This is a genomic window from Aquitalea magnusonii (assembly GCF_003202035.1).
GTDB classification, from domain to species: domain Bacteria; phylum Pseudomonadota; class Gammaproteobacteria; order Burkholderiales; family Chromobacteriaceae; genus Aquitalea; species Aquitalea magnusonii.
On the sequence record NZ_QJKC01000011.1, the window covers coordinates 47,826 to 72,164 of the forward strand.

Sequence of the window (24,339 nt, forward strand, 5' to 3'; positions counted from 1 at the left end):
AGGGTTGAATCATGAGAATCAGTACCGCAACATCCTATATGACCGGCACCTACGATATGCAATCGCTGCAGTCGCAGTTGCAGACCCTGCAAACCCAGCTGGATACCCAGAAGCGGGTGGTGACTCCGGCAGATGATCCGGTTGCCGCTGCGCGTATTTTGCAGCTGAGCCAGTCCGATGGCATGAATACCCAGTTTGTCACCAATACCAAGGCGGTGGAATCGACCTTGTCGCTGGCCGAATCCCAGCTGACCAATGCCTCCAACCTGCTGACCAGCATCAAGGCGGTCGCCATTCAGGCGGGAAATACCGTCCTGACCTCGGACCAGTTGCTGATGATCCAGAAACAGGTGCAGGAAGGCATTGCCGAAATGACCGGTTATGCCAATGCGACCGATGGCAAGGGCAATTACCTGTTTAGCGGCAACAAGGTGGATACTCCTCCCTATGTGCTGGATGCCACTTACACCGCCACGTATCAAGGCGATACCGGCCAGCGCAATGTGCCCATCAGCTCCTCGCGCAGCATGCAGATTTCCGATGCCGGCAGCAATGTGTTTGGCAATGCCAGCAGTGCCACCGCCGTGTTTGATGCATTGAAGTCGCTGAATGATCTCTTGGCGCAAAATCCAAAGCCGGCCACCTATAGCACTGATATGGGGAATATCGTCTCAGCACTGGATTCCGCGCAAAAAAACCTGGCCACCAGCATTGCCTCGATTGGTGCACGACGCCAGGAAAACCAGAGTGTGCAGGATATGGGCACCCAGCTTGGCTTGCAGTACAAGACCGGCATCAGTGATTTGCAGGATCTGGACATGCCCAGTGCCATCACCAGCTTTACCCAGACCCAGACTTCATTGAAATACAGCCAGCTGGTATACAACAAGGTGAGCAGCCTGTCGCTGTTCAACTATATGTCCTGATGTCCTGAGCCCCGTCGCATCGCTCAGTGAGAAATCGGCCGCCCTTGGGCGGCCATTTTCATGCTGGATGGGCTATCAGGCGTCGAGCATGGCCGGCTCCACCACGATGCCGGCACGCAGGCCCGGTTTGACGCCGGGATTGGGAAACAGAATGCGCTCCTCGCCACCGCTGGCCACATAGCGTTCTGCGCCATCATCGGCAATCAGCATGCCATCCGGCAGCACGGTGAAGTTTTCCACGCTGGCAGCCAGATGCAGGCGGAAAGCTTCGCTGTGCTTGATCAGATCATATTTGGCACGGAATAGCGGGTAGTCGCCATCGCGGTAGTCGGGCAGGGTGGGCGTGCTGTTGTCCAGCAACTGGCGCAGGGCCTGATCGATGCCGGCAAAGCGGCTGAGGTCGTTCTCGCCAAAAGGCCTGGCCTTGCCCAGCTCCAGCGTGAAGGCAGCGGCCTGATGTTGCTGGCTGGTGTAATAGCTGAAGGTATTGGCCGGCTTGCTGTGCAGCAACACCGCCTCGATACCGCAATGTTTCAGCCAGGCCAGCTGGCTGCGTTGGTGCGGGCGCTGATGCAGGAAGGGATAGATGGCAAATTTTTCGTAGACCGAACCGCGAATGGCGGTGTGCAGGTCGTAATGCAATTTGCCATGCTCCGGGCCGGCCTGCGCGAAGAAGCGGCTGGCGTGTTGTTCCAGCAGTGCGGCGCGCTCCGCTTCGTACAGGCCGGCGTGTGGCTGATGGGCACCATTGAACAGGCGATTCAGATCGTAATCCAGGTAGCGTTCACCGCAGCGCATGGCTTGCGGATTGCCGAACAGCACCAGCAAGGGGTGGTGCAAGTGCAGCCGGCCGCTGGCGATGTCGGACAGGATGCCGTCCACCACTTCCACCGGTGCGGTTTCATTGCCGTGTATGCCGCAGGACAGCAGGATGTAGCTGCAGTTGGCAGCGGGTGTGGCCGGGCGTAGTTCGACCGCGCTGTCATCATGCCAGCAGGCGGTGACACCGTGCGCCAGAGTCCAGCTGGTTTCCGCCAGCGCTGCCGGTTGCAGCACATGCTGCAGAAAACGAGAATGCGAGGTGGTCATGGGCTATCCGTGCGGAGGGAAGGGCTGATTGTAACCATTCCCGCATGGCTTGCAGCCGGCATGCCGCGCATTTGAACGCGGATGCCGTATCTGGGCAAACTCAGTCTATCCAGCCGGGTTTGCGCATTTCCAGAAAAGCCTTTACCCCTTCCTGGCCTTCCTCGCTGCGCCGCAGGGCGACGATGCGGTCCACTGTCAGCGCGATCACTTCCGGGCCGATGTCGTGGTGTTCGATGTCACGGATCAGCTGTTTGGCGGCAATCATGGCATGCGGGCCGTTCAGCAGCAGCTGGCGGCACATGTGAGCGACCGCGTCATCCAGCTCGTCGTTTTCCACGGTCTGGTGGATGAGTCCCAGCCGGCGCGCCTTGCCGGCATTGATGCGCTCGGCGGTAACAAAGTAGCGCCGCGCCGCGCGTGGGCCGATGGCGCGCACGATATAGGGTGCGGCCAGTGCCGGAATGATGCCCAGCTTGACGTCGGAAAAGCAGAACAGCGCCTCGGCGACGCTGATGGACACATCGCAGCAGGCGACCAGTGCCGCGCCAATGCCGAAGGCCGAGCCCTGTACCCGCGCGATGGTGGGTTTGGGCAGGTGGTCCAGTGTTTCCAGCAGGGTGGACAGGCGCTGGGCATCACGCCGCAGCTGGGCTTCGTCGAAGTCGGTCAGGCGACGCATCCAGGCACTGTCGTGGCCGGCGGAAAAGCTGATGCCTTCGCCGGTCAGGATGACGGCGCGGATGCTGTCGTCTTCGGCCAGGGTTTGCAGGGTGGCGGTCAGCAATTCCACCATCTTGTCATCCAGGGCATTGTGCAATTCGCCGCGATTCAGGGTAACGGTCGCAATGCCCTGCGGGCTGACCTTGAGCAGTACGGCTTCTTCCATCAGGTTCTCCTCGGTATTTCTTGTTGTTGTGGCGCAGGGCGCTCTAGGGCTGGCAAAAACGGAAAATGCTGCGCACAAAGGCTTCGGCCGCTTCGATATGCAGCACATGGGCGGCATGCGGCAGCAGCTCCAGCGTGGCACCGCTGATGCGTTCTTGCAGCAGTCGTGCCTGGTAAAGCGGCGTCAGGCGGTCTTCTTCGCCCAGCAGGATGTGGCAGGGCAGCCTGATCTGCTGCAACCAGTTGCGCGCATCGTGTTCCCTGACGCCATTGATCAGCCGGATCACGGCATCCCAGTCCACCATGCCGGCCATTAGCTTCATGTCGTCCAGCATGGCGGCATTGGCTGCCAGAAAACGGCTGGAAAACAGCCAGGGCACGCTGGCGCTGTAACGCAAGTCGAGGCCGCCGATGGCATTGGACTCGATCCAGCTCTGGCTGATGCGGTTGTTGACTTCGTCCGACCAGGCCAGGGTGGCGGCCAGCAGCAGCTTGTGCAGGCGCTGGCCATGGCGGTGGGCAAAGTGCTGCGCCACCATGCCGCCATAGGACAGGCCCACCAGATAGACTTTTTCCAGCTGCAAGGCATCCAGCAGGGCGGCCGCCAGGTCGGCCTGCTCGGTCAGTGTGTACTTTTCTGCCACAGGCTTGTCGCTTTGGCCCTGGCCGAGAAAATCCAGCCGCAACAGCCGGTACTGGCTTTCCAGTGCCGGTGTCATCAAGGTCCAGCCGGGGGTGGACATGGTGATGCCATTGAACAGCAGCAGGGTGTGCTGGCCTTGTCCGGTCAGTTCGTAGAACAGTGAATGTCCGTTGAGCGTGATATGTGGCATGGGCGACTCCCGCTGGCATGAGTGCGGCCGGATGGCGTCGACTCTGCTTCATTCTAGGCTGCATTGTGTCTGGCAGGCCAGTTGGCAGGGTTATTTTGCGTTGCCGTTGGTGATCCGGGTAACCAGACTGTCATTTGCGCAGTTTAAAGTGCTGGCTGGCCTCATGGCGGGATAGCTTGATAATCGGGTATGAACTGTATGTCTCAGACGGAAGTGGCGGAGCTGGAGCAATTTGCCTCCCGCTGTCAGGAGCTGGAGCTGATCATCAATGAACGGCGATTGCAGCCGGTGTTTCAGCCCATTGTTGATCTGGAAAGCGGCGTCATCCTCGGTTACGAGGGGCTGATCCGTGGCCCGTCCAACAGCCCGCTGCATGCACCGGTCAGCCTGTTTGACCAGGCCGAGCGTTGCAATATGACGGTGATGCTGGATCGTACCTGCCGCCAGGTCACCATGGAGCGCTTTGTCGAGCTGGCGCTGTCCGGTTTGCTGTTCCTGAATATCTGCCCCGCCACGTTGCTGGCACCGGAGCACCGCCATGGCGAAACGCTGGCCTTTCTGGAAAAGATTGGACTGGCAGCCGAGCGCATCATCATCGAAGTCACCGAAACCACCCCCAGTGGCTGCTATACCGCCTTGCGCTGTGCCACCGAGCATTACCGCGAACACGGCTTCCGTATTGCGCTGGATGATCTGGGTGAAGGTTTTTCCAATTTGAGACTGTGGTCGGAGCTGCGGCCGGACTTCGTCAAGCTGGACAAACACTTTGTCCAGCAGCTGCATCTGGATCCGCTCAAGGAGCAGTTCGTGCGCTCCATGGTGGATATCGCACGCCAGTCGGGCGCCATGCTGGTGGCCGAGGGCATCGAAACCGTGGCCGAGCTGCGCACCCTGCAGCGGCTGGGCGTGCGTTACGGCCAGGGCTATCTGCTGGCCCGCCCCAATGCCGCGCCCGCACTGGATCTGCAAATTCATGTCAAGGGAGTAGCCTGGTCGGGCAGCCGGCCGCGGCTGCCATGGCAAGTGCCTGCCGTAGCGCGTGACCTGCTGCAGGAGGTGCCCTATCTGGAGCCCAAGCTGCCCAATGAGGCGGCTTACCGGATTTTTGCCAGCGACCCGGCACGCTTTGCCATTCCGGTGGTGGAGAATGGCGTGCCCATCGGCCTGCTGCGCCGCCATCATCTGCTGGAAAGTTTTGCCAAGCCTTTCAATCGTGAGTTGTACGGTAAAAAGCCCTGCACCATGATGATGGACAAGCAGCCGCTGATCGTCAGTGCCGACATCAATGTGCATGAGCTGTCGGCGCTGGTGGTGGCTTCCGAGCAGCGCTACCTGGTGGATGGCTTCATCATTACCGAAAACGGCCGTTATCTGGGCATGGGCACCGGTTTTGCCCTGATGCGCAAGATGACCGAGCTGCAGATTTCCGCCGCCCGCTATGCCAATCCCCTGACCGGGCTGCCCGGCAATGTGCCCTTGTCCGAGGCCATCGACCGCCTGCTGGAAGCCCGGCTGCCTTTCGTGGTGGCGTATGCCGATCTGGACAATTTCAAGCCCTTCAATGACCTGTACGGTTATGCGGCTGGTGATGAAATGATTCAGCTGGTGGGGCGTTTGCTGGTGGAGTGCGCCGACCCGGACCGTGATTTCGTCGGCCATGTCGGTGGCGATGATTTTGCGCTGTTATTCCAGTCGGCAGACTGGCAAGAAAAATTGCAGGGCATGCTGCAGGCTTTCGACCACAGTGTGCGCAGTTTTTTTGATCCCGCGCATCTGGCCGCCGGCGGTTTTGAAATGACCGGGCGCAACGGCGAGCAGATGAGTTTTCCGCTCACCAGCCTGTCGGTGGGCGTGGTGCGGGTGAGTCCGGGTCAGTACCCCACTCACTATGAAGTCGGCTCGGCCACCGCCGAGGCCAAGAAACAGGCCAAAAAGCAGCCCGGCAGCTCCTTGTTCGTCGAGCGGCGGCATCTGCTGCCTGTTCCGCACGACTCACGGCCAGCGGGCGTTTGATCAATTAAACAAACAGCAGAAATTTGCCTGTTTTGTATCAAATATTTTTTGCCATAGCGGGTTTTTTACCAAAACAAAGGCGCTGTGAGGCTGGGAAGCCACATTGCAGTGTCACTTTTGATCAAGTTTCGTTTTGAGGCTTGTCAAATTTATTAAACGTAAGCTAGGCTTCTCTCCAGCAAAAGAGCAGCGGCAAAGACTGCTCTGGGTGACGGTGCAGGCACTCCTGCAGGGCGCAAGCGATTTGCCCCTGGCCGGGAAAGCCTGTCCACCCCACCACGTACGGGAGAGTAGGGGAGGAGCCAGCATGAAATACGCGACACCAGATATTGCCGTCCGTGACGACAGCACAGGCCACGCCTGTTTCTGCCAGCCTCCTCGAAATGATATCGTTTCCGATTTGATCGTTTTTCCCGCTTTTTTCCTTGCTGGCTACTGCCCATCCGGGTTGGGTGCTGGTATTGTTTTGAAAGCGGATTAGGTGCGAGTGGAAAGAGCAGCCCGGCTGCCCTTTCTGGAAGCTGACCCGATAATCAGGTCGCGAACACGCGAAATCAGCCGCCAAGGCTGGAATAGTTGGAGGGAGCAAAATCATGACGGATGCTGTAGCGGCCAATAAGCCGGTTCAATCAGTTGCGGGCGCACAGGCTGCCAAGCAGGTTCAGAGCGTGCAAGCCAATGACAAACCTTATCTGCGCATCAGCGGAGTGGTAAAGAAGTTTGGCGACAACGTTGCCGTTGACCATGTCGATCTGGATATTCGACAGCACGAAATTTTCGCCCTGCTGGGTAGTTCCGGCTGCGGCAAGTCCACCCTGCTGCGCATGCTGGCGGGCATGGATTCCCCGACCTCGGGCAAGATCGTTCTGGATGGCGAAGACATCATCGGTCTGGAGCCCTATGAGCGCCCGGTCAACATGATGTTCCAGAGCTATGCCCTGTTTCCGCACATGACCGTGGCCGAGAACATCGCCTTTGGTCTGAAGCAGGACAAGCTGCCCAAGGCTGAAATCAGTGCCCGTGTCGATGAAATGCTCGATCTGGTACAGATGCGCAAGTACGCCAACCGCAAGCCGCACCAGCTGTCCGGCGGCCAGCAACAGCGTGTGGCGCTGGCGCGCAGTCTGGCCAAGCGTCCGAAACTGTTGCTGCTGGATGAACCGCTGGGCGCACTGGACAAGAAGCTGCGCCAGCAAACCCAGCTGGAACTGGCCAACACCATCGAAAAAGTGGGCGTGACCTGCATCATGGTGACCCATGACCAGGAAGAAGCCATGACCATGGCCGACCGCATCGGCATCATGAGCGAAGGCAAGCTGCTGCAAGTGGGCACGCCGACCGAGATCTACGACTACCCGAACTGTCGTTTCACCGCCGAATTCATCGGTGAAACCAATATGTTCGAAGGCGCGGTGACGGTGGATGAGGCCGACCGCGTGGAAATCACCTCGCAGGAACTGGGTGGCGTGGTGCGTATCGACCACGGCATTACCGGCCCCAAGGGCATGCATGTCTGGGCCAGTGTGCGCCCGGAAGATGTCCGCCTGGATCGCAAGCCGGTGACTGCCGGCCCGAACATGGCCGCCGGTGTGGTGGAAAACATCGCCTACATGGGCAGCTATTCCATCTTCCACGTCAAGCTGGCCAGCGGCAAGATCATCAAGAGCGTGGTGCCGTCCTCGCGCTGGTACGATGCCGATGAAACCGCCCCGACCTGGGGTGATCCGGTGTTTGTCAGCTGGCGTGCCGATGTGCCGGTGGTGCTGACCCAGTAAGCGGCCCCCACTGAACCGGGCGGCTGCACCGCGGCTGCCGGGGTGTTGTGAGTGGGAGGCAATGGCTCCCGCACAGGCCAGGAGCGGATGACTCGCAAGAGTGTCCGCTCTTTTTCCGTCCGCACCGGTCATCATCCGGCCAGAGATCGCCAGATTCATCCTTCCCTTTCCTTGTTCGCGAGGTCCTTATGCTCCGCTTTGCCCGACAGCCGCACGCACCTTCCTACTATTGCGCCACTGCCCATGCCTGGCAGGCCTGCCCCGAGCTGCAGGGTTCGGCCAGCGTTGATGTCTGCGTGGTGGGCGGCGGGCTGGCCGGCTTGTCGGCGGCGCTCAACCTGGCCGAACGCGGCTTGTCGGTGGCCTTGCTGGAAGGCAGCGCCATCGGCTTTGGCGCTTCCGGCCGCAATGGTGGGCAGGTGATTGCCGGCTATGCCTGCGGCATCGATACCCTGCGCGAGCAGCTGGGCGCTGAGCTGGCACGGGTGATGTGGGATATGTCGGTGGAAGCGGTCGACATCATCGACGACCGTGTCCGGCGCCATGGCATAGACTGCGACTGGACCCGCGGCTTTTGCAATGCCGCGCTCAAGCCACGCCACATGCAGGAGCTGGCAGAGTGGCAGCAGGAAGCCGAGGAAGAATACGGCTATGGCGGCATGGAACTGTGGGACAAGGCCAGGCTGGCGCAGCAGCTGGGCAGCGAGCGTTATCTGGGTGGTCTGTATGATCCGCGCTCCGGGCATCTGCACCCGCTGAATTATGCGCTGGGGCTGGCGCGGGCCGCCCAGGCCGCCGGAGTGCGCATTTACGAGCAGACACCGGTCCTGCGGCTGGAGCACGGCAGCCGCCCCAAGGTGCATGCCGAGCATGGCACCATCAGCTGCGACCATGTGGTGCTGGCCTGCAATGCCTATATCGGCCAGCTGGTGCCGCAGCTGGAGCGCAAGATCATGCCGGCCGGCACCTATGTCATTGCCACCGAAGCGCTGGGGCGCGAGCGCGCGGCCAGCCTGATCGCCAACAATATGGCGGTGTGCGACACCAATTTCGTGCTCGACTACTATCGCCTGTCGGCCGATCACCGTTTGCTGTTTGGCGGCAAGGTCAGCTATTCCGGCAAGCAGCCGCACAATCTGGCGGCGGCCATGCGCCAGGACATGCTGCGCGTGTTTCCGCAGCTGGCCGATGTGAAAGTGGACTATGCCTGGGGCGGCTTCTGCGACATCACCGTCAACCGGGCGCCGGACCTGGGCCGGCTGGATGGCAATATCTACTATATGCAGGGCTTTTCCGGCCACGGCGTCAATGTCACCGGCATCGCCGGCAAAGTGATTGCCGAAGCCATTGCCGGCACGGCCGGGCGGCTCGACCTGTTTGCCCGGCTGCAGCACCGTGATTTTCCTGGCGGCAAGCTGTTGCGCACCCCGGCACTGGTGCTGGGCATGGCCTATTACCGCATGCTGGATGCGCTATAAGGAGCGCGGTAGGCCCCTTGGCCTTGTCCTGGCCTTCCCGCTGCCTGCCCCAGGCCGCTTGTTGCCGGCCTGCTGACGCATTGTGCCGCGTCTGGCAAGGCTGCGCGGCAGGGCGCTGAATGTTGAAAATCTTGCACAGTGCGGCCACGGCCTGCTTGCCGGCGCAGAATGGAAGATATGCCATCCATGCGGCCTGCCAGCAGCACATCTGCCATTTATTGCCGGCCATAAAAGGCCGTCATGCCATGCGCCTTGTCCAAAAAAATGCACGTAGCGCCGCGTCATCAAACTTTTACTTGTCAAGCAGCGTGATGTTGTTAAAATCCGCGCTCGTTTTGCAATGCAAAACACTGACAATCAATTGTTTCGCTCCGACATCCCAGGCCCACATAAAAGCTTTGTAGCCCGAAAGCCGCGCACTAAGGAGCGGGGTTATCCATCGAATCATTGAGGGAAAATCTCATGGCTTGGACTGTGGCTGATAGCCGGAGCCTGTACGGCATCCGGCATTGGGGGGCGGGTTATTTTGACGTGGGCGACAATGGCTGCATTCAGGTGCAACCCAATGTGCGCCACGACACGCGTATCGATTTGCACGAATTGAGCCGCCAGCTGGGCGCCAAGGGACTGGACCTGCCGCTGCTGGTGCGTTTTCCCGACATCCTGCAGGACCGCGTGACACGCCTGTGCCGCGCTTTCGACAGCGCGATTGCCACGCAGAATTACGGCAACCGCTACACGGCCATCTATCCGATCAAGGTCAACCAGCAAGAAGCGGTGGTGAAAAGCATCATCGCCACCCGCGACGTGTCCATCGGCCTGGAAGCCGGCTCCAAGCCGGAACTGATGGCGGTGCTGGCGCTGGCCCCCAAGGGCGGCACCATCATCTGCAATGGCTACAAGGACCGCGAATTCGTGCGCCTGGCGCTGATTGGCCAGAAGCTGGGCCATCAGGTATTCATCGTCATCGAAAAAGAATCCGAGGTCGACCTGGCCATCGAAGAAAGCCAGAAGCTGGGCGTGCGCCCGATGCTGGGCATGCGCGTGCGTCTGTCCTCGCTGGCCAGCAGCAAATGGGCAGATACCGGCGGTGACAAGGGCAAGTTCGGCCTGTCCGCAGCCCAGCTGATTTCCGCTGCCGACAAGCTGGCCGCTGCCGGCATGTCCGACTGCGTGCGCCTGATGCACTTCCACATGGGTTCGCAGATTGCCAATATCGGTGACTACCGCTCCGGCTTCCGCGAAGCCGTGCGCTATTTTGCCGAACTGCGTGCGCTGGGCCTGCCCATCGACCACGTCGACGTGGGCGGTGGCCTGGGCGTGGATTACGACGGCACCCATTCGCGCAATGCCAGCTCCATCAACTATGACATGGACGAATACGCCCAGGTCATCGTATCCATGCTGGCCGAGTTCTGCGACGAAAACGGCATTCCGCATCCGCGCATCCTGTCCGAATCCGGCCGCGCCATGACCGCCCACCACGCGGTGCTGATCATGAACGTGACCGACGTGGAGCGCTTGCCGGAAAGCGTGCCGGAAGTGGCCGACCTGTCGGTACTGGCCAAGCCGGTGCGCAAGCTGTTCGAGCTGATGGAGCTGACCGACGAGGAAATGGTGACGGAGATCTATTACCGTGCCAGCCATTACGCCTCTGATGTGTCCGACCTCTATTCCGCCGGTCGCATTTCGCTGAAGGAAAAGGCCATGGCCGAAGACGTGCACGCCACCCTGTGCCGTCGCCTGCACCGCCAGCTGCAAGCCAGCCAGCGTTCGCAGCGCCAGGTGTATGACGAGCTGACCGACAAGCTGGCCGACAAGTATTTCTGCAACTTCTCGGTGTTCCAGAGCCTGCCGGATACCTGGGCCATCGACCAGATCCTGCCCATCATGCCGGTACACCGGCTGGATGAGCAGCCCACCCGCCGCGCCGTGCTGCAGGATTTGACCTGCGATTCGGACGGCAAGGTAAAGCAGTATGTCGACCAGCAAAGCATCGAATCCAGCATGTCGGTGCATGATGTCGAACCGGGCAAGGAATACCTGATCGCCGTGTTCATGGTGGGTGCTTACCAGGAAATCCTGGGTGACATGCACAATCTGTTCGGCGATACCGACTCGGTCAACGTCTATGTGCGCGACAACGGCCAGCTGGAATTTGCCGGTGTCGAGGAGCATGACACCATCGAAGACATGCTGCGCTATGTGCACCTGTCGCCGGAGGAAATCCTCAACCGCTACGAAGAGAAGGCCCGTGCGGCCGACCTGTCCAGCGATGAGCGCAATGTGTTCTTTGCCGAATTCTGCCGCGGTCTGAAACAGTCGTCCTATCTGTCGGTGTAAGCCGCGCAGGTCTGATGCCAAAGAAAAAGCCCTGAGTGATCAGGGCTTTTTTACGTCTGGAAGGGCTGGAATCAGCCTTCGGCTTCAACAAAGTCCAGTTCCGGCGGCTCACGGCGGAAGAAACCGGTGAGCTTGGCCAGGTAGGCAATGCCCAGTGCCAGCCAGATCAGCCCCAGCATGATGGCGCGGCTATCCAGGCTGACCAGCAGCCACAGGTCGGCCAGCATGCCGATCAGTGGAAACAGCAGGAACAGGAAGAAGTCACGCAGCGCACGACGACGCTGACGCACGTAGTAGTGGGCAATCACCGACAAGTTAACGAAGCTGAAGGCCAGGAAGGCACCAAAGTTGATAAAGGAGGTGGAGGTGGTGACATCCAGCTTCAGTGCCAGCAGCGCTACCACGCCGCAGATCAGCAGATTGTTGACCGGAGTGCGAAAGCGCGCATGCAGCTTGCCGAAGATGGACGGCGGCAGCACCGCGTCGCGGCCCATGGCATACAGCAGGCGCGAGGCGCTGGCCTGCGCCGACAGGCCGGAGGCAAACTGGCCGATGATCAGGCCGATCAGGAAGATGCTGGCAAACAGGTCGCCACCGATATTCTTGGCAATCTCGAACGCCGCATCATCCACGCTCTTGAACTGGCTGGACGGATGGGCCAGCTGCACAAAGTAGGATGCCACCACGAAAATCAGCCCGCCGATGATGGTAATCCACATGATGGCGCGCGGAATGGTGCGGCGTGCATCACGGGTTTCTTCTGTCAGCGTGCTGACCGCGTCAAAACCCAGAAAGGAATAACAGGCCACGGCAGCACCGGCCATGATCATTGGCAGCTTCATGTCGCCACGGAAAAAGGGCGCCAGATTCCACAAGGGCTTGCTGGCATCGCCCGCCACATAGTGGATGCATAGCGCCACAAAGGCCAGCAGCACCAGGAATTGCAGCAGCATCATCAGGTAGTTGACGGTATTGGCCATCTTCAGCCCGACAATGTTGATCAGCGTGGTCAGCACGATGAAGGCAATCACCCATACTGCCATCGGGATGCCGGGAAAGGCCGCCGCCAGATAGGCCGCGCCGATCAGCCAGATGGCCATCGGTAAAAACAGATAGTCCAGCAGCACCGCCCAGCCCACCAGAAAGCCCAGCTTGGCGTGGATGGATTTGCGGGTGTAGGTATAGGCCGAACCGGCCACCGGAAAGGCCGCCGCCATGCGGCCATAGCTGTAAGCGGTAAACAGCATGGCTACCAGTGCCAGCAGATAGGAGGCTGGCACCATGCCATCGGTCATTTGCGCCAGGATGCCGAAGGTCCCCAGTACGATGATGGGCGTCATGTAGGCCAGCCCGAACAGCACCACGGAACCCAGCGTCAGCGAGCGCTCCAGTTGTTTCGTTTCCATTGTTTCTCCTTTGTGGCTCATGTTTGTGTTTGTTGTCATGAGCCTGTCTCTTTTGTTTTGACTGCTGGTGATTGCTAGCGCGTGGCTAGTGGCGGATGCGGAAGCTGCGCTGGCCGTTTGCGCCGCAGCTCACTTCACCGCTCAGCGCAATGCGCCGGTCGTCCAGATAGCGGTAATCGCGGCGGCTGGCTGCCAGTTGGCCCAGGTCCAGTGCCACGCGCAGTTGTTGCGGGTCGCGGCCACAGCTGGCTACCACTTGGCCGAAGGGGTTGATCACCGCGCTTTCACCGGCAAATTGCAGGCCATCGCCACTGCCGCAGCGGTTGGTCATTACTGCGAACAGCTGGTTTTCCATGGCACGCGCGGTAATGGCGGTACGGTGCACCGGGCCGTAAGGGTCCATATTGCCGTTGGTGACGATCAGCAGGTCCACCTCTTGCTGCGCCAGGGCGCGGGCGGTTTCCGGAAACTCGATGTCGTAACAGATGAGGATGCCCACGCGCAGACCATCCCATTCGCAGCTGACCAAGGCATCGCCAGGGGTGAAGATGCCGTGGTCGGAAGCCCACAAATGGGTTTTGCGGTAGGCCAGTGCCACGCCGTGCGGGGTGAGCAGGGCGGTAGTGTTGTAAAAGCGGCCCTCATGCGCCTCGGCAAAACCGATGGCGATGCTGATGTTCTTGTCGCGGGCGGCCTGCTGGATGGTGCGGATGGCCGGGCCGGCTATGGGCTGGGCCAGGCTGGCGATATTGTCCGCCGTGGGAAAGCCGCTGAGATAGGTTTCCGGGAATACCAGCAGGCGGGTATCCGGCCCGCAACGGGCGATGGCGTCCAGGGCGCTGGCGGTGTTGGCCGGGATGTCGCCATCGACACCGGGCAGCTGGGCCAGTTCTACAATCATGCTGTCTCCTTGGTTGACTGTTGTCAGACTACATCGCCAGCGCCTGCCAGTGACGGGCAACAGGCTGTCGATAAGTCGGTAAGCGTGCTAGCGTGAGGGCTGTCAGCACAGGGCCCAGTATCGGTTGCTGTCCTGCGTATGAAAATTACATCAAGTGGGTAACCAGATTGGGGTAGTCGTGGCTTTGGAAATGCAGGATATCGCCTGGCATCGCACGGTGGGGCGTTTGATCGATCAGCTGGACAAGCCGGTGTTCTGGCCAGCCTTGCTGGGCGTGCTGGCCGACTACGTGGCCTTTGACAGCTGGGTGGTGCTGCTGTTTTACCCGGATCGCCCGCCCACGGTGCTGGCCGAGCAGGCCATGGCCGATGGCGGGGTGGATACGCTGTTTCAGGATTATCTGCAGGGCCTGTACCGGCTGGACCCGTTTTATGTCGCCAGCCTGGAGTACCGCCATGCCGGGCTGTTGCGGCTGGACGAGGTGGCACCGGACCGCTTTCCGTTTACCGATTACTACCAGCGCTATTTCCGCCTGAACATTGTCGAGGATGAGGTGCAGTTCAACCTGCCTGGCGAGGATGGCAGCACCTTGTGTCTGTCACTGGGGGCCGGACAGCGCTTTAGTCCGGAGCAAATGGCAATCTTGAGCCTGTTGCAGCCCTGGGTACTGGCCCTGATGCGCCAGCGCCTGCATTTCGAGCAATTGGCGGCCAGCAAGCCTGCTGTAGCCGCCCCGCAGGCAGCCCCGGTCGGGCTGGAGGGGCAGGGCCTGACCCTGCGCGAGAATGAGGTGGCGCAACTGATGCTGGGCGGCCATTCCAGCAAGGCGATTGCCCAGCGCTTGCAGATATCGGTGGAGACCGTGCGCGTACACAAGAAACACCTGTACAGCAAGCTGGGCATCAATTCGCAATCCGAGCTGTTCTCGGTATTCCTGCGCGCCAGCCGGGCGTGAAAAAGCCTGCGCGTGGCAGGCTTGGTGTGATGCCGGGCTTGCTTACTGGATGATGCCGCCACCCAGACAGATGTCGTATTGGCTTATCCAGACCTAGTCTTGATCATTTTGCCGGTATCGATTGCTGCTTCCATTCCCTGACATAGTCGGCAAATTTCAAAGGGAGCCCACCGCTATCACCTGTGCCTTCGGCAAATTCCCTGAGTAAGGAACGGGTACAGAAATAGTCATCCTTGAAATGGTAATTTTGTGGAAAATGAATCGGTGCGATTTGTTGGCTTGCTGCATATTTGAAAGCGGCAATGGCCTGTTCTGTTTGTTCCGCACCAACTTCAAGGAGCAGATTTTTGCGGATGATCTGCTGCAATTCCTGTTGATATACACCGTGTTTTGCTTGCCATTGTGCATACGCGGCTTGCAAGGGGGCTACGCTGGCCGGGGCAATGTCTGAGCAGGATTGCAGCGTATTCGGGAATAAACCCTGTACATCCAGAAAGGCAGTCGCGAAGATTTGCATCTTGCCAGCGTTGCCTGCGAAAACAGAGCTGGTTAGGCCAGCAAGCAACGCCACGAGTATTCTGAGCATATCGCCTCCATTGTGATGATTGGACCGCCACCATGAGTGGTGGTGGCCAATTGAATCAGTGATTCTCAACAATGATTGAAGCGATGCGCAATGACACAAATAGCCATTGCGTATTTTGGCAATGGCTTTTAGCTGGTGGTGCCGGGCTTGCTTACTGGATGATGCCGCCGCCCAGACAAATGTCCCCGTCGTACAGCACGGCAGACTGGCCCGGCGTCACCGCCCACTGTTTTTCGCGGAAGGTGAGGGTGGCCTGGCCATCCACCACCGGCGACAGCGAACAGGCGGCATCGGCCATGCGGTAGCGGTTTTTGGCGGCGTATTCGCCGGCAGCCGGCGCGCCATTCAGCGTCCACGACAGATCGCTCATCGCCAGCGTGGGCTTGAGCAGCAGCGGGTGGTCGTGCCCCTGCACCACAATCAGCTTGTTGCCTGGAATATCCTTGCCGGCGACAAACCACGGCTCGCCACTGCCATCCTTGCTGCCGCCTATGGTCAGGCCCTTGCGCTGGCCCAGCGTGTAATACATCAGGCCCATGTGCTCGCCCACCACCTTGCCATCCGGCAAGATCATCTGGCCGGGCTGGGTGGGCAGATAGCGTTGCAGGAACTCACGGAAGGGGCGTTCGCCGATAAAGCAGATGCCGGTGGAGTCCTTCTTGGCGGCGGTAGGCAGCCCGGCTTCCTCGGCCAGCTTGCGTACTTCGGTCTTGCGGATGTCGCCCAGCGGGAACATGGCTTTGGCCAGCTGGTGTTGCTGCAGGCGGTACAGGAAGTAGCTCTGGTCCTTGGTGTGGTCCACCGCCTTCATCAGGTAGTGCAGGCCGTCCTTTTCCATCTTGCGGGCGTAATGACCGGTGGCGATGCAGTCGGCACCCAGTTCCAGCGCATAGTCCAGAAAAGCCTTGAACTTGATTTCGGCATTGCACAGCACGTCCGGATTGGGCGTGCGGCCGGCCGAGTATTCCTTGAGGAAGTAGGAGAACACCCGGTCCTTGTATTCCTTGGCGAAATTGACGATTTCCATGTCGATGCCGACGATGTCGGCCACGCTCATGGCATCCAGTGCATCCTGCTTGATGGAGCAGTATTCGTCGTCGTTGTCGTCTTCCCAGTTCTGCATGAACACGCCGATGACTTCATGGCCCTGTTGCTTGAGCAGCCAGGCGGTTACCGACGAATCCACACCGCCGGACATGCCGACGACAATACGTTTCTTACCCGTCACGGGGAAAATCCTTCTTTCCAGAGAGCCAGGGGCACCACCACGGGCGGTTCCCCGAATGAATTGAACCAGCTGTCCACCACCCATTCCTGGCCGGTGTCCTGCTCGGTGATATGGCTGGCAAAATGTTGTGCCACCAGATAGCGGGTGCGGCGCACGATGTCGTCGACCCGGTGATAATGCAGCCAGCCCTGTGCCGCCAGATAGTGCAGAAAGGCCGAGTCGTTATGGCTGTGGTCGATGCAGTCCATGCGGCCATCGGCATCGTTGTCGAAGCGGTCGCCCCCCTTGTCGTGCCATAGCGGGCTGTCCTGGGCGGCCAGCAGATACAGGGCCTGCACTGCGTGCTGGATCTGGCTGCGTTCGATGGTGGCGTCATGCAGGTCGTCAAACAGTCCGGCCAGCCAGTCGCGGGCCTCGCCGGAAATTTCCATTTCCAGCTGTTTGGCGCAGCCGTAATCATAACAGAGCTGCAAGGGCTCCGCATGTAGCGTCCCGGTCGCCAGCAGCATGGCCAGCCACAGGCAGTGGCGCAGTAACAGGCAAAGTCGAGGCAAGGTTTCCTCTCTTGCCGCCCGTTTCAGGGTTGATGGTGGATCAGATCCAGATCGAAACGTTTACCGAGCCGGTAGTCATCCAGACAGTGCATGACCACCGGGCTGCGGTGTTGCAATGCGCAGGCGGCGATCTCATCGTAGGTAAGCCAATGCGCGCTGACAATGCCTGTGTCGAGTTTTTCCGCCGGATGATGGCGAATGGCGCGGGCGGCAAAGGCAAAGCGCAACCAGGTGATGTCACTGTCCGGCTTGTCCACCATGTAAATGCCGACCAGGTGTTGCAATTCCACCTCCCAGCCGGTTTCTTCGCGGGTTTCGCGGATGGCTGCGGCAAACAGGCTTTCGCCATGTTCCAGATGGCCGGCCGGCTGGTTGAAGCGCAGGCCGTATTCGGTTTCTTCTTCCACCAGCAGATAACGACCATCCTGTTCCACGATGGTGGCCACTGTGGTATTTGGCTTCCATTGCATGTGCCTGCTCCTAATGTAATTGACAATCGTTATTATTTGAAAATACCATACAGAGAATTATTCTCATTAAGGGTTTGAGCCATGTATGTCTGCTTGTGCAATGCGGTAACCGACAGCCAGATCCGTCAGGCAGTAGAAGACGGTGCCACGCGCATGTGCGACCTGCGGGCAGAGCTGGGCGTGGCTGCCGAATGTGGCAAGTGTGCCTGCTGCGCCAATCAGCTGCGCAAGGAAACCCTGCAGCAGCTGGCTGCCAGCCATCCGGCGCGGGCGGCCGCCTGATTCGGCCTGTCGTGGCAGGCGCCTCCGCGGCGCGGTCTGCTCAGCAATGAAAAAAGGGGGCAGCAGCCCCCTTTGTCACGTCTGCCATCCGCCTATTTGGCGGCGCTGGCGGCCTTGGCTGCAGGGGCCGAGGCAGTCGGTGCCGGGTCTTCCTGCTCTTCCCACGGCAGGCCCACTTTCTTGTTGTTGATGGACAGGTTGCCACCCTTGTAGTTGAGCTGGGTGGAAATCTGCCCCTTGTCCTCGTTGATGAACTTTTCGTCCTTCCACTGCGTCAGCTGGCTGTCCAGCAGGCTGCGCGCCAGGTCTTCCACTTCGCTCATGTTCGGCTGCACTTCGGCGCTCTGGTCCACCATGAACAGGGTGCGCGCCTGGGCCACCACCAGGTTTTCCAGCGTCTTGCGCGGCAGGCTGAGCTTGGCTTCCACTTCAAAGCGCTTGAGGAAGGCGGTGGAGTTGTTGAGGTCGGCTTCCTGCAGGCCATTCAGTCCCAGGCTGCCTTGCAGCGTGGTTTCACCACTGGGCATCTTCAGATAGAAGTCGTTGATCACCAGTTTCGGATTGTTGGTGAGCAGCGGAATGCCGGTGTGCTTGATGGTGTCGATGTACTGCTTGCGCAATACCGCCGGGTCCACGCCCTCGAACGGAATCTGGCTGATGGCCTGATCCAGCTTGAGCAGGGTGGGGCCGTGCAGGTGATTGGCCGACACATCCAGCCGCAGCGGGCCGTAATGCTGGTCGTTGTAGTTGAATTCGGCAAAATCCAGCTTGCCGCGGGTATTGATGAATTCATCCTGTTCGCTGCTGACGATCTGGTAGCGGAAATTCTTCAGCGATACCGCCGACGGCTTGAATTCGCCGGACGGATTGATGAATTCGCCCACGCGCATGCGCGTCATCAGGTAAACCAGTTCGTTCAGCTTGATGCTGTAAGGAACGCTGTCCTTCCAGTTGAGCTGCACATTGCCCACGGTCAGTTCGCTGGTGCCCAGCTTGATGCCGGTGGCACCAGGGCGGATGTCGGAGACATAGCGCACACCATCAAACGCCACGCTGCCCTTGCTGGAGGCTTCTAGCAGGAAGCCCGGCGAATTGGCTTCGGTCTTGTATTCCTTGTAGCCGGAGGCGTAGTCCAGCTTCAGGTCAAAGCCTTTCCATTTCATCTTGACGCCGGACAGCGCCTCTTCGTAATCGAAGGACGGAACGTCGACATGCAGCTCGCCGCCACCGCCAAAGCCCAGCCGGTTGGTAACGGTAATCGGGTCCTTGTCGCCAAAAAAGGTCTTGAGCGTCTTGCGAGTGGCATCGCTCATGGCAAATTCCGTGGTGACCAGCGCACGCGCAGGACGGAAGTCCAGGCTGGACAGGCCGGGGAAGGGGCCATGCTTGATGTGGTTGGTGAACTTGATGGTGGAGTTCAGCAGCGGCTTGAAGTTGTCCGGCAGCATGTTTTCATACGGCCCGGACAGGCGGCGGTTGAACTCCAGCTCGGTGGTTTCGGTGGAGGAGAACCAGCCACGGTCATAGCTGTGCGACTTCACCTTGAACAGCGGCAGGCTGGCCAGCATCTTGTGCTGTTCCTCCAGCGTGTCCTCGGCTTTCATGCCAGCCCAGAAGGCGGCGGCCCCATTGAACACCAACAGGCCACCCAGGGTGGCTCCCGCAATAATCAGACGTCGTTTTGGCAACACAAGCGTTTTTCTGAAGGGTGTGTGGAATAAGGCCCTATGGTACACCAAGCGCGCCACAAGTCGAACCGTAGAAAACAGTCTGACACTGCCGGATCAATTGGTTAAAATGGAGGATTGTCCAAATTACAAGGTTGCCGGCCCTCATGCATTGGCTTAACGGTTTGCTTGATCTCCCGTGGTGGGGTTATATCGTTGCTGCACTGATCCTCACTCATATCACCATCGTGTCGGTCACCATCTTCCTGCATCGCCATCAGGCGCACCGCGCGCTGGACCTGCATCCGCTTGCCAGCCACTTTTTCCGCTTCTGGCTGTGGCTGACCACCGGCATGGTCACCAAACAGTGGGCGGCCATCCACCGCAAGCATCACGCCAAGTGTGAAACCGCAGAAGACCCGCACAGCCCGCAGATCCTCGGTATCAAGAAAGTGCTGTGGGAGGGGGTGGAGCTGTACCGTGCCGCCTGCAAGGATCAGTCCATCATGGACAAGTTTGGCCATGGCACGCCGGACGACTGGCTGGAGCGCAAGCTGTATGCACCGCATTTTGGCAAGGGCATCTTCCTGATGCTGGGCATCGACCTGTTGCTGTTCGGCCCGGCTGGTCTGTCGATCTGGGCGGTGCAGATGCTGTGGATTCCCTTCTGGGCCGCCGGCGTCATCAATGGCCTGGGGCACTGGTGGGGCTATCGCAACTTCGAAAACGAAGATGCCTCTACCAACCTGATTCCCTGGGGCATCATCGTGGGTGGTGAAGAGCTGCACAATAATCACCACACCTTCGGCACCTCGGCCAAGCTGTCTTACAAGTGGTACGAGTTTGACATCGGCTGGATGTATATCCGCATGCTGGAAATCTGCCATCTGGCCAAGGTGCGCCGCGTGGCACCGCGCCTGGTGCAGGATGCCAGCCGGACGCAGCTGGATCTGGAACATCTGCAGGCCATCATCGCCAACCGCTATGCCATTGCCTCGCGCTATGCCCGCGAGCTGAAAGAGGTGTATCGCAGCGAGCTGGAAAAGATCAGCCTGCCGGACATGGATGACATGACGCGCAAGATGAAGGTATGGCTGAAGCAGGATGCCAAGGACACGCCGTCTGGCGACAAGGCACAGCTGGCAGCGGTGCTGCAGCACAGCGAAACCTTGCATACCGTCTACACCATGCGCCAGGAGCTGTGCCGCTTGTGGGAGCGATCCTCGCTTAGTCGCGAGCAATTGCTGCATGAGCTGCAGGACTGGTGTGTGCGCGCCGAACAGTCCGGCATTGCCGCGCTGGAGCGGTTTGCCCAGAGTCTGCGCATGACGGCCGTGGCCTGAGAAATACCCCTGCACCACACAGATAATCCCGCCGCAGGCGGGATTTTTCATGGGCAGGACCGTATTACTCGGTAATGCTCTGGTTCCAGTAAGCCTGCTTGATATAGGGCTTGGCCGCCAGCTGGCTGGCAATCCGCTCCAGCACGGCCGAATCGGCCGATGTCGACAACAGGGTGGCGGTGATTTCCACATCATCATCCCCAAACGGCTCGACATTCATGTCGCCCAGCGGGTACTGCGCCTGCTCCAGCAACTGGTCGATCAGGGTGAAGGCCAGTTTCTGCTGTTCGTCCTCGCTGATCACGCATAGCTGGTAGGTGACTTCGCTGTGCTCATCGTCCAGTGGGGTGCGGTTGATCGAGTTGACCACCGGCCGCAGCAGGGTGTTGGCGGCCAGTACGAACACGGCGTCCAGCAGTGCCGCATCCAGCAGGCCGGCTCCGGCGCAGGCACCGGCCGCCGCCGAGCCCCACAAGGTGGCGGCGGTATTCAGGCCGCGTACATTCAGCCCTTCCTTCATGATGGTGCCGGCGCCGAGAAAACCCACGCCGGACACCACATAGGCCACCACATGGGTGGCACCGTCATTACCACCCAGCCGCACGGCCAGATCAACAAAAGCGGCAGCGCCCACGGCAACCAGCGCATTGGTGCGCAGGCCGGCGGTACGCTGGCGCACCTGGCGCTCGTAGCCGATGGCCGAGCCGAGCAGGAAAGCCGTCACCAGGGCGATGAAGGAGTGGGTAAAAACAGCAAAATCGAAGTGCATGCAGCCCTCCTGTTGTGATGGTCTGGTGCAGGTGTATGTGTAACAGCTGGCGATTGCAATCTGACGAAACCACCAGCTGTCATGCGGGATGGCAGGACCCTGGCGTCCTGCCCGGTCGTTACAGCATGGAGGCGACGACCTTGTAGATCACCATGCCCATGGCCGCCAGCAGATAGCCGCGCAGTACGGCCATCCACAGCTTGTTGCGCTGTGACAGCACCAGCGGGGGCAGCTGGTCCAGTGCCGGCATGCGCCAGGTATGCAGGTGATGCAGATCGACTTTGCGCGCCTTGTGCTGCGGAACCTCGCCCTTTTCCATTTCTTCGCGGGCATGCAGCACGTTCACCACGATGGCAATGATCATGCCGATCACGCTGCCGCCAATCAGGATATTGCTGATGGTTTCGCCTGACATGTCGGGGAAGACCACCGCCGCAGTCAGGATGATGGACAGCAGCACCAGTACCGCCACGATGATGGCCGACAGCACATTGAAGAAGCGGCCGTTCACCCACGGGCCCAGTACATCCTTGTCATTGCACAGCAATAGCAGGAAGACGGTGGCGCTGGGCAACAGCACCCCAGCCAGGGTTTGCACGGCATTGGTCAGCAGGCCCAGCGGCACGCCCGGAATCAGCACCAGTGCCGCCGCCAGCACGATCAGCCCGCAATACATGGCATAGAAGCCCTTGGCGTCACCCGGCTTGCGGTGCAGCGAGTGTTTCAGGCTCAGTACATCGCCCAGCGCATAAGCGGTGGACAGCGATACCGCCATGGCACCGATGATGCTGGCGTCAATCAGGGCGACGGCGAACAGCGTGCCGGGCAGGCGACCGTAGTATTTGGCCAGACCGCTGGCCACCGCACCGGCATCCTGGAAGTTGCCGAACTCCGGATGACCCATGAACACCATGGCGGTGAAGGCAATCATCGCCACGGCGCCAATCACCACCAGTGCAATGCCCAGCCACAGGTCGGCACGCTCATAGGAGATGAAGCGCGGGGTGATGCGCTTGTCGATCAGATAGCTTTGCTGGAAGAACAGCTGCCACGGTGCCACGGTGGTACCGACAATGGCAATAATCAGTAGCATCACGTCGGCCAGCTTGCCGCCTGCAGGCATTTGCGGTACCAGGAAATCATGCGCCACCTGGGTCATCGGCGGGTGCACCATCACCAGGATGGGTACCAGCAGCAGGCTGCCGGCCACCAGAATCAGCGAAAAGCGCTCGAAGCGGCGGAAGTCGCCGGTACTGGCCGACAGCATGATGAATACCGCAGCCAGGCCCACGCCGACGATTTTGGGTACGCCCAGAAAATCCATGCCCAGGCTGATGCCGATGAATTCGGTGACGATGGTCAGCGCATTGAGCAGGAACAGGTCGATGGCGCTGAAAGCACCCCAGAACCTGCCAAAGCGTTCGAGGATCAGCCGGGCATGGCCCACGCCGGTGACGGCACCCAGGCGCAGCACCATTTCCTGATTCACGTACAGCACCGGGATCAGCAGCGCCAGCGTCCACAGCAAGCTGGTACCGTAGTTCTGGCCGGCCTGGGCATAGGTGCTGAAGGCACCGGCATCGTTGTCCCCCACCATCACGATGAGGCCGGGGCCGAGAATGGCCAGCAGGGTCTTGAATTTGGCCATCCAGCCATGGCGGGCCTCGGTGTCATTGTGACGGATGGTGCCCAGTGCGCCGCGGATGTCACCGATGTGGGCGCTATCCAGTACGGCGGTGCGGTTATCCTGTTTGGACATGCAATACTCCCTGACTATGCTTTTTGCAAGCATTTGGCAGCAGAAGCCGGCAGTTCTGGGTGCATGGATGTGTTTTCTTGTGCGCGGACAAGAGAAGATATCTAGGCATCCTGAAACAGGTCAGTCGCTGCAAGATCAATGAATGTGGCCGGGAAGGCCGGCGTGCGGGGAGGTCGCACTGAAGGAAGGGAGGCGGACAGGAGGAAGAGGAGCGCTGTCTAGTGAGTCCTCATCCGGCCTGGCGGCGCCTTGCCGCTCAGTACGACCGCGCTACTGGGGTAGGGGTCCATATTTATCCTTTCTGTGCCGCAAACAGGGCAGTTTCAGTGAAAAAACTTCAGTTTCAGTGCCTGCAGCTTGCCGGCGAGGCAGGCCCACAGGCTTTCGTCTTCCTGGTACAACTTGAAGTTGTCCGGCAGGGTGATTTCGCGCTTCTGGCTGGAGGAAAGCAGCATGGCGTAATGCATGATCAGACTCCTGGAATGTTCCGGGTCCTGCCTGATCGCGCTCGTCTCAGGCTATGGCGGCATTTCCCGGGGAGAAAAATGGCGTAAGGGTAGGGCAATCACATCGACAACTGTCTGATGGCATGGCGGCTCCTTTCTGTCGCGTGGACATCGCGGTGCAGGTTTTGCTGTCTGGGTTGCGGCCAGTCAGCGCGGCGGCCTGTCCTGGCTGCTGGAGGCGTCGACAGCCATGGCTGCGCGATGGCAGGGCTAGCCGAATCACCCGGTGCAGCGGCAAGGAGCCGCGCAACACCGCAATGAGGGCTGGGCCATGACCATTGACCTGCTTGTCGGGCAAACAGGGCAGGGCACAACACGGGCTGCTGGTTTTTTAGGGGGTGTGCTGCAAGAAATCTGGAAGCGCACCGGCCTGCTTATTCGGCAGGACGGCGGCGAAGGAATACGACGCGTGTCTTACCGAGTAAACTGAAAACGTTGTTGACGACTCTGGCAGTCCAAGGCAGTAAACCTGAAAAATAAGATAGGGCGGATTCTATTCCCATGCTTTTTGCCATGTCAACGCTGCTTTTATGTTTTTTTGCGCTTTTGACAAAATGGCGCCGCGCAGGTC

General features: G+C 59.8%; 23 protein-coding genes. 10 read left to right on the forward strand and 13 right to left on the reverse strand.

Going from position 1 to position 24,339, the window contains the following annotated elements; genetic code table 11:
* Positions 1-11: 11 nt before the first annotated feature.
* The gene (gene flgL, locus DFR38_RS12780; RefSeq protein WP_059285858.1) at positions 12-926 is read left to right on the forward strand and encodes a flagellar hook-associated protein FlgL; all 915 of its coding nucleotides are present in this window, start codon (positions 12-14) and stop codon (positions 924-926) included.
* A 75-nt stretch (positions 927-1,001) separates the two neighbouring features.
* On the opposite strand, the gene astE is transcribed toward flgL, so the two are convergent.
* The 3 genes from astE to DFR38_RS12795 form a co-directional block, all read right to left on the reverse strand.
* A complete protein-coding gene (astE, locus tag DFR38_RS12785) occupies positions 1,002-2,015 on the reverse strand; it encodes a succinylglutamate desuccinylase (RefSeq protein ID WP_110313493.1) in 1,014 nt (337 codons plus the stop codon).
* Positions 2,016-2,115: 100 nt separating this feature from the next.
* Entirely contained in the window at positions 2,116-2,901 is a 786-nt protein-coding gene (locus DFR38_RS12790; RefSeq protein ID WP_059285857.1) for an enoyl-CoA hydratase-related protein, read from the reverse strand.
* A gap of 43 nt (positions 2,902-2,944) precedes the next feature.
* Positions 2,945-3,733 (reverse strand): alpha/beta fold hydrolase, encoded by a 789-nt coding sequence (locus tag DFR38_RS12795; protein WP_059285856.1) that lies wholly within the window; start codon positions 3,731-3,733, stop codon positions 2,945-2,947.
* 198 nt (positions 3,734-3,931) lie between these two features.
* Here DFR38_RS12795 and DFR38_RS12800 point away from each other — a divergent pair, with 198 nt between their 5' ends.
* The 5 genes from DFR38_RS12800 (at position 3,932) to speA (ending at position 11,342) form a co-directional block, all read left to right on the forward strand.
* On the forward strand, positions 3,932-5,746 hold the full coding sequence (locus DFR38_RS12800) for a GGDEF domain-containing protein (RefSeq protein WP_059285855.1): 1,815 nt from the start codon (positions 3,932-3,934) through the stop codon (positions 5,744-5,746).
* Between the two features lie 307 nt (positions 5,747-6,053).
* Entirely contained in the window at positions 6,054-6,227 is a 174-nt protein-coding gene (locus tag DFR38_RS21250; protein WP_158527737.1) for a hypothetical protein, read from the forward strand.
* 112 nt (positions 6,228-6,339) lie between these two features.
* Entirely contained in the window at positions 6,340-7,521 is a 1,182-nt protein-coding gene (locus DFR38_RS12805) for an ABC transporter ATP-binding protein (RefSeq protein ID WP_110313494.1), read from the forward strand.
* Positions 7,522-7,709: 188 nt separating this feature from the next.
* On the forward strand, positions 7,710-8,999 hold the full coding sequence (locus DFR38_RS12810; RefSeq protein WP_110313495.1) for an NAD(P)/FAD-dependent oxidoreductase: 1,290 nt from the start codon (positions 7,710-7,712) through the stop codon (positions 8,997-8,999).
* Positions 9,000-9,461: 462 nt separating this feature from the next.
* Entirely contained in the window at positions 9,462-11,342 is a 1,881-nt protein-coding gene (speA, locus tag DFR38_RS12815) for an arginine decarboxylase (RefSeq protein ID WP_059285854.1), read from the forward strand.
* 71 nt (positions 11,343-11,413) lie between these two features.
* On the opposite strand, the gene DFR38_RS12820 is transcribed toward speA, so the two are convergent.
* Both DFR38_RS12820 and DFR38_RS12825 read right to left on the reverse strand, forming a co-directional pair.
* Positions 11,414-12,748: an APC family permease gene (locus DFR38_RS12820; protein WP_059285853.1), complete on the reverse strand. Its 1,335-nt coding sequence runs from the start codon at positions 12,746-12,748 to the stop codon at positions 11,414-11,416.
* 85 nt (positions 12,749-12,833) lie between these two features.
* On the reverse strand, positions 12,834-13,649 hold the full coding sequence (locus tag DFR38_RS12825; protein WP_110313496.1) for a carbon-nitrogen hydrolase family protein: 816 nt from the start codon (positions 13,647-13,649) through the stop codon (positions 12,834-12,836).
* 178 nt (positions 13,650-13,827) lie between these two features.
* On the opposite strand from DFR38_RS12825, the gene DFR38_RS12830 reads away from it, so the two are divergent.
* Positions 13,828-14,604, forward strand: a complete 777-nt coding sequence (locus DFR38_RS12830; protein ID WP_059286803.1) for a helix-turn-helix transcriptional regulator — start codon at positions 13,828-13,830, stop codon at positions 14,602-14,604.
* A 103-nt stretch (positions 14,605-14,707) separates the two neighbouring features.
* On the opposite strand, the gene DFR38_RS12835 is transcribed toward DFR38_RS12830, so the two are convergent.
* The 4 genes from DFR38_RS12835 to DFR38_RS12850 all read right to left on the reverse strand — a co-directional run bounded on the left by DFR38_RS12835 (position 14,708) and on the right by DFR38_RS12850 (position 17,442).
* The gene (locus DFR38_RS12835) at positions 14,708-15,190 is read right to left on the reverse strand and encodes a hypothetical protein (protein WP_059286802.1); all 483 of its coding nucleotides are present in this window, start codon (positions 15,188-15,190) and stop codon (positions 14,708-14,710) included.
* 151 nt (positions 15,191-15,341) lie between these two features.
* Positions 15,342-16,418: a tRNA 2-thiouridine(34) synthase MnmA gene (mnmA, locus tag DFR38_RS12840; RefSeq protein ID WP_059286801.1), complete on the reverse strand. Its 1,077-nt coding sequence runs from the start codon at positions 16,416-16,418 to the stop codon at positions 15,342-15,344.
* Positions 16,415-16,972 carry a hypothetical protein gene (locus tag DFR38_RS12845; RefSeq protein WP_146215978.1) on the reverse strand — a complete coding sequence of 186 codons (558 nt, stop codon included), beginning with the start codon at positions 16,970-16,972 and terminating at the stop codon, positions 16,415-16,417. The genes mnmA and DFR38_RS12845 overlap by 4 nt, the downstream gene beginning before the upstream one ends.
* Before the next feature lie 23 nt (positions 16,973-16,995).
* Positions 16,996-17,442: an NUDIX hydrolase gene (locus tag DFR38_RS12850; protein ID WP_059286799.1), complete on the reverse strand. Its 447-nt coding sequence runs from the start codon at positions 17,440-17,442 to the stop codon at positions 16,996-16,998.
* A gap of 81 nt (positions 17,443-17,523) precedes the next feature.
* Here DFR38_RS12850 and DFR38_RS12855 point away from each other — a divergent pair, with 81 nt between their 5' ends.
* The gene (locus DFR38_RS12855; RefSeq protein WP_110313498.1) at positions 17,524-17,724 is read left to right on the forward strand and encodes a (2Fe-2S)-binding protein; all 201 of its coding nucleotides are present in this window, start codon (positions 17,524-17,526) and stop codon (positions 17,722-17,724) included.
* A 92-nt stretch (positions 17,725-17,816) separates the two neighbouring features.
* Here the strand turns inward: DFR38_RS12855 and DFR38_RS12860 are convergent, their stop codons facing one another.
* The gene (locus tag DFR38_RS12860; RefSeq protein WP_110313499.1) at positions 17,817-19,415 is read right to left on the reverse strand and encodes a YdgA family protein; all 1,599 of its coding nucleotides are present in this window, start codon (positions 19,413-19,415) and stop codon (positions 17,817-17,819) included.
* Between the two features lie 143 nt (positions 19,416-19,558).
* Between DFR38_RS12860 and DFR38_RS12865 the strand changes: the two genes are divergently transcribed.
* A complete protein-coding gene (locus DFR38_RS12865) occupies positions 19,559-20,734 on the forward strand; it encodes a DesA family fatty acid desaturase (protein WP_059286797.1) in 1,176 nt (391 codons plus the stop codon).
* A 64-nt stretch (positions 20,735-20,798) separates the two neighbouring features.
* Here DFR38_RS12865 and DFR38_RS12870 read toward each other — a convergent pair whose 3' ends face one another.
* The 3 genes from DFR38_RS12870 to DFR38_RS21255 form a co-directional block, all read right to left on the reverse strand.
* Positions 20,799-21,503: an MgtC/SapB family protein gene (locus tag DFR38_RS12870; protein ID WP_059286796.1), complete on the reverse strand. Its 705-nt coding sequence runs from the start codon at positions 21,501-21,503 to the stop codon at positions 20,799-20,801.
* A gap of 118 nt (positions 21,504-21,621) precedes the next feature.
* The gene (locus DFR38_RS12875; RefSeq protein WP_059286795.1) at positions 21,622-23,262 is read right to left on the reverse strand and encodes an NRAMP family divalent metal transporter; all 1,641 of its coding nucleotides are present in this window, start codon (positions 23,260-23,262) and stop codon (positions 21,622-21,624) included.
* Positions 23,263-23,585: 323 nt separating this feature from the next.
* A complete protein-coding gene (locus DFR38_RS21255) occupies positions 23,586-23,729 on the reverse strand; it encodes a hypothetical protein (RefSeq protein WP_158527738.1) in 144 nt (47 codons plus the stop codon).
* Between the two features lie 310 nt (positions 23,730-24,039).
* Between DFR38_RS21255 and DFR38_RS21260 the strand changes: the two genes are divergently transcribed.
* On the forward strand, positions 24,040-24,198 hold the full coding sequence (locus DFR38_RS21260) for a hypothetical protein (protein ID WP_158527739.1): 159 nt from the start codon (positions 24,040-24,042) through the stop codon (positions 24,196-24,198).
* Positions 24,199-24,339: the final 141 nt, after the last annotated feature.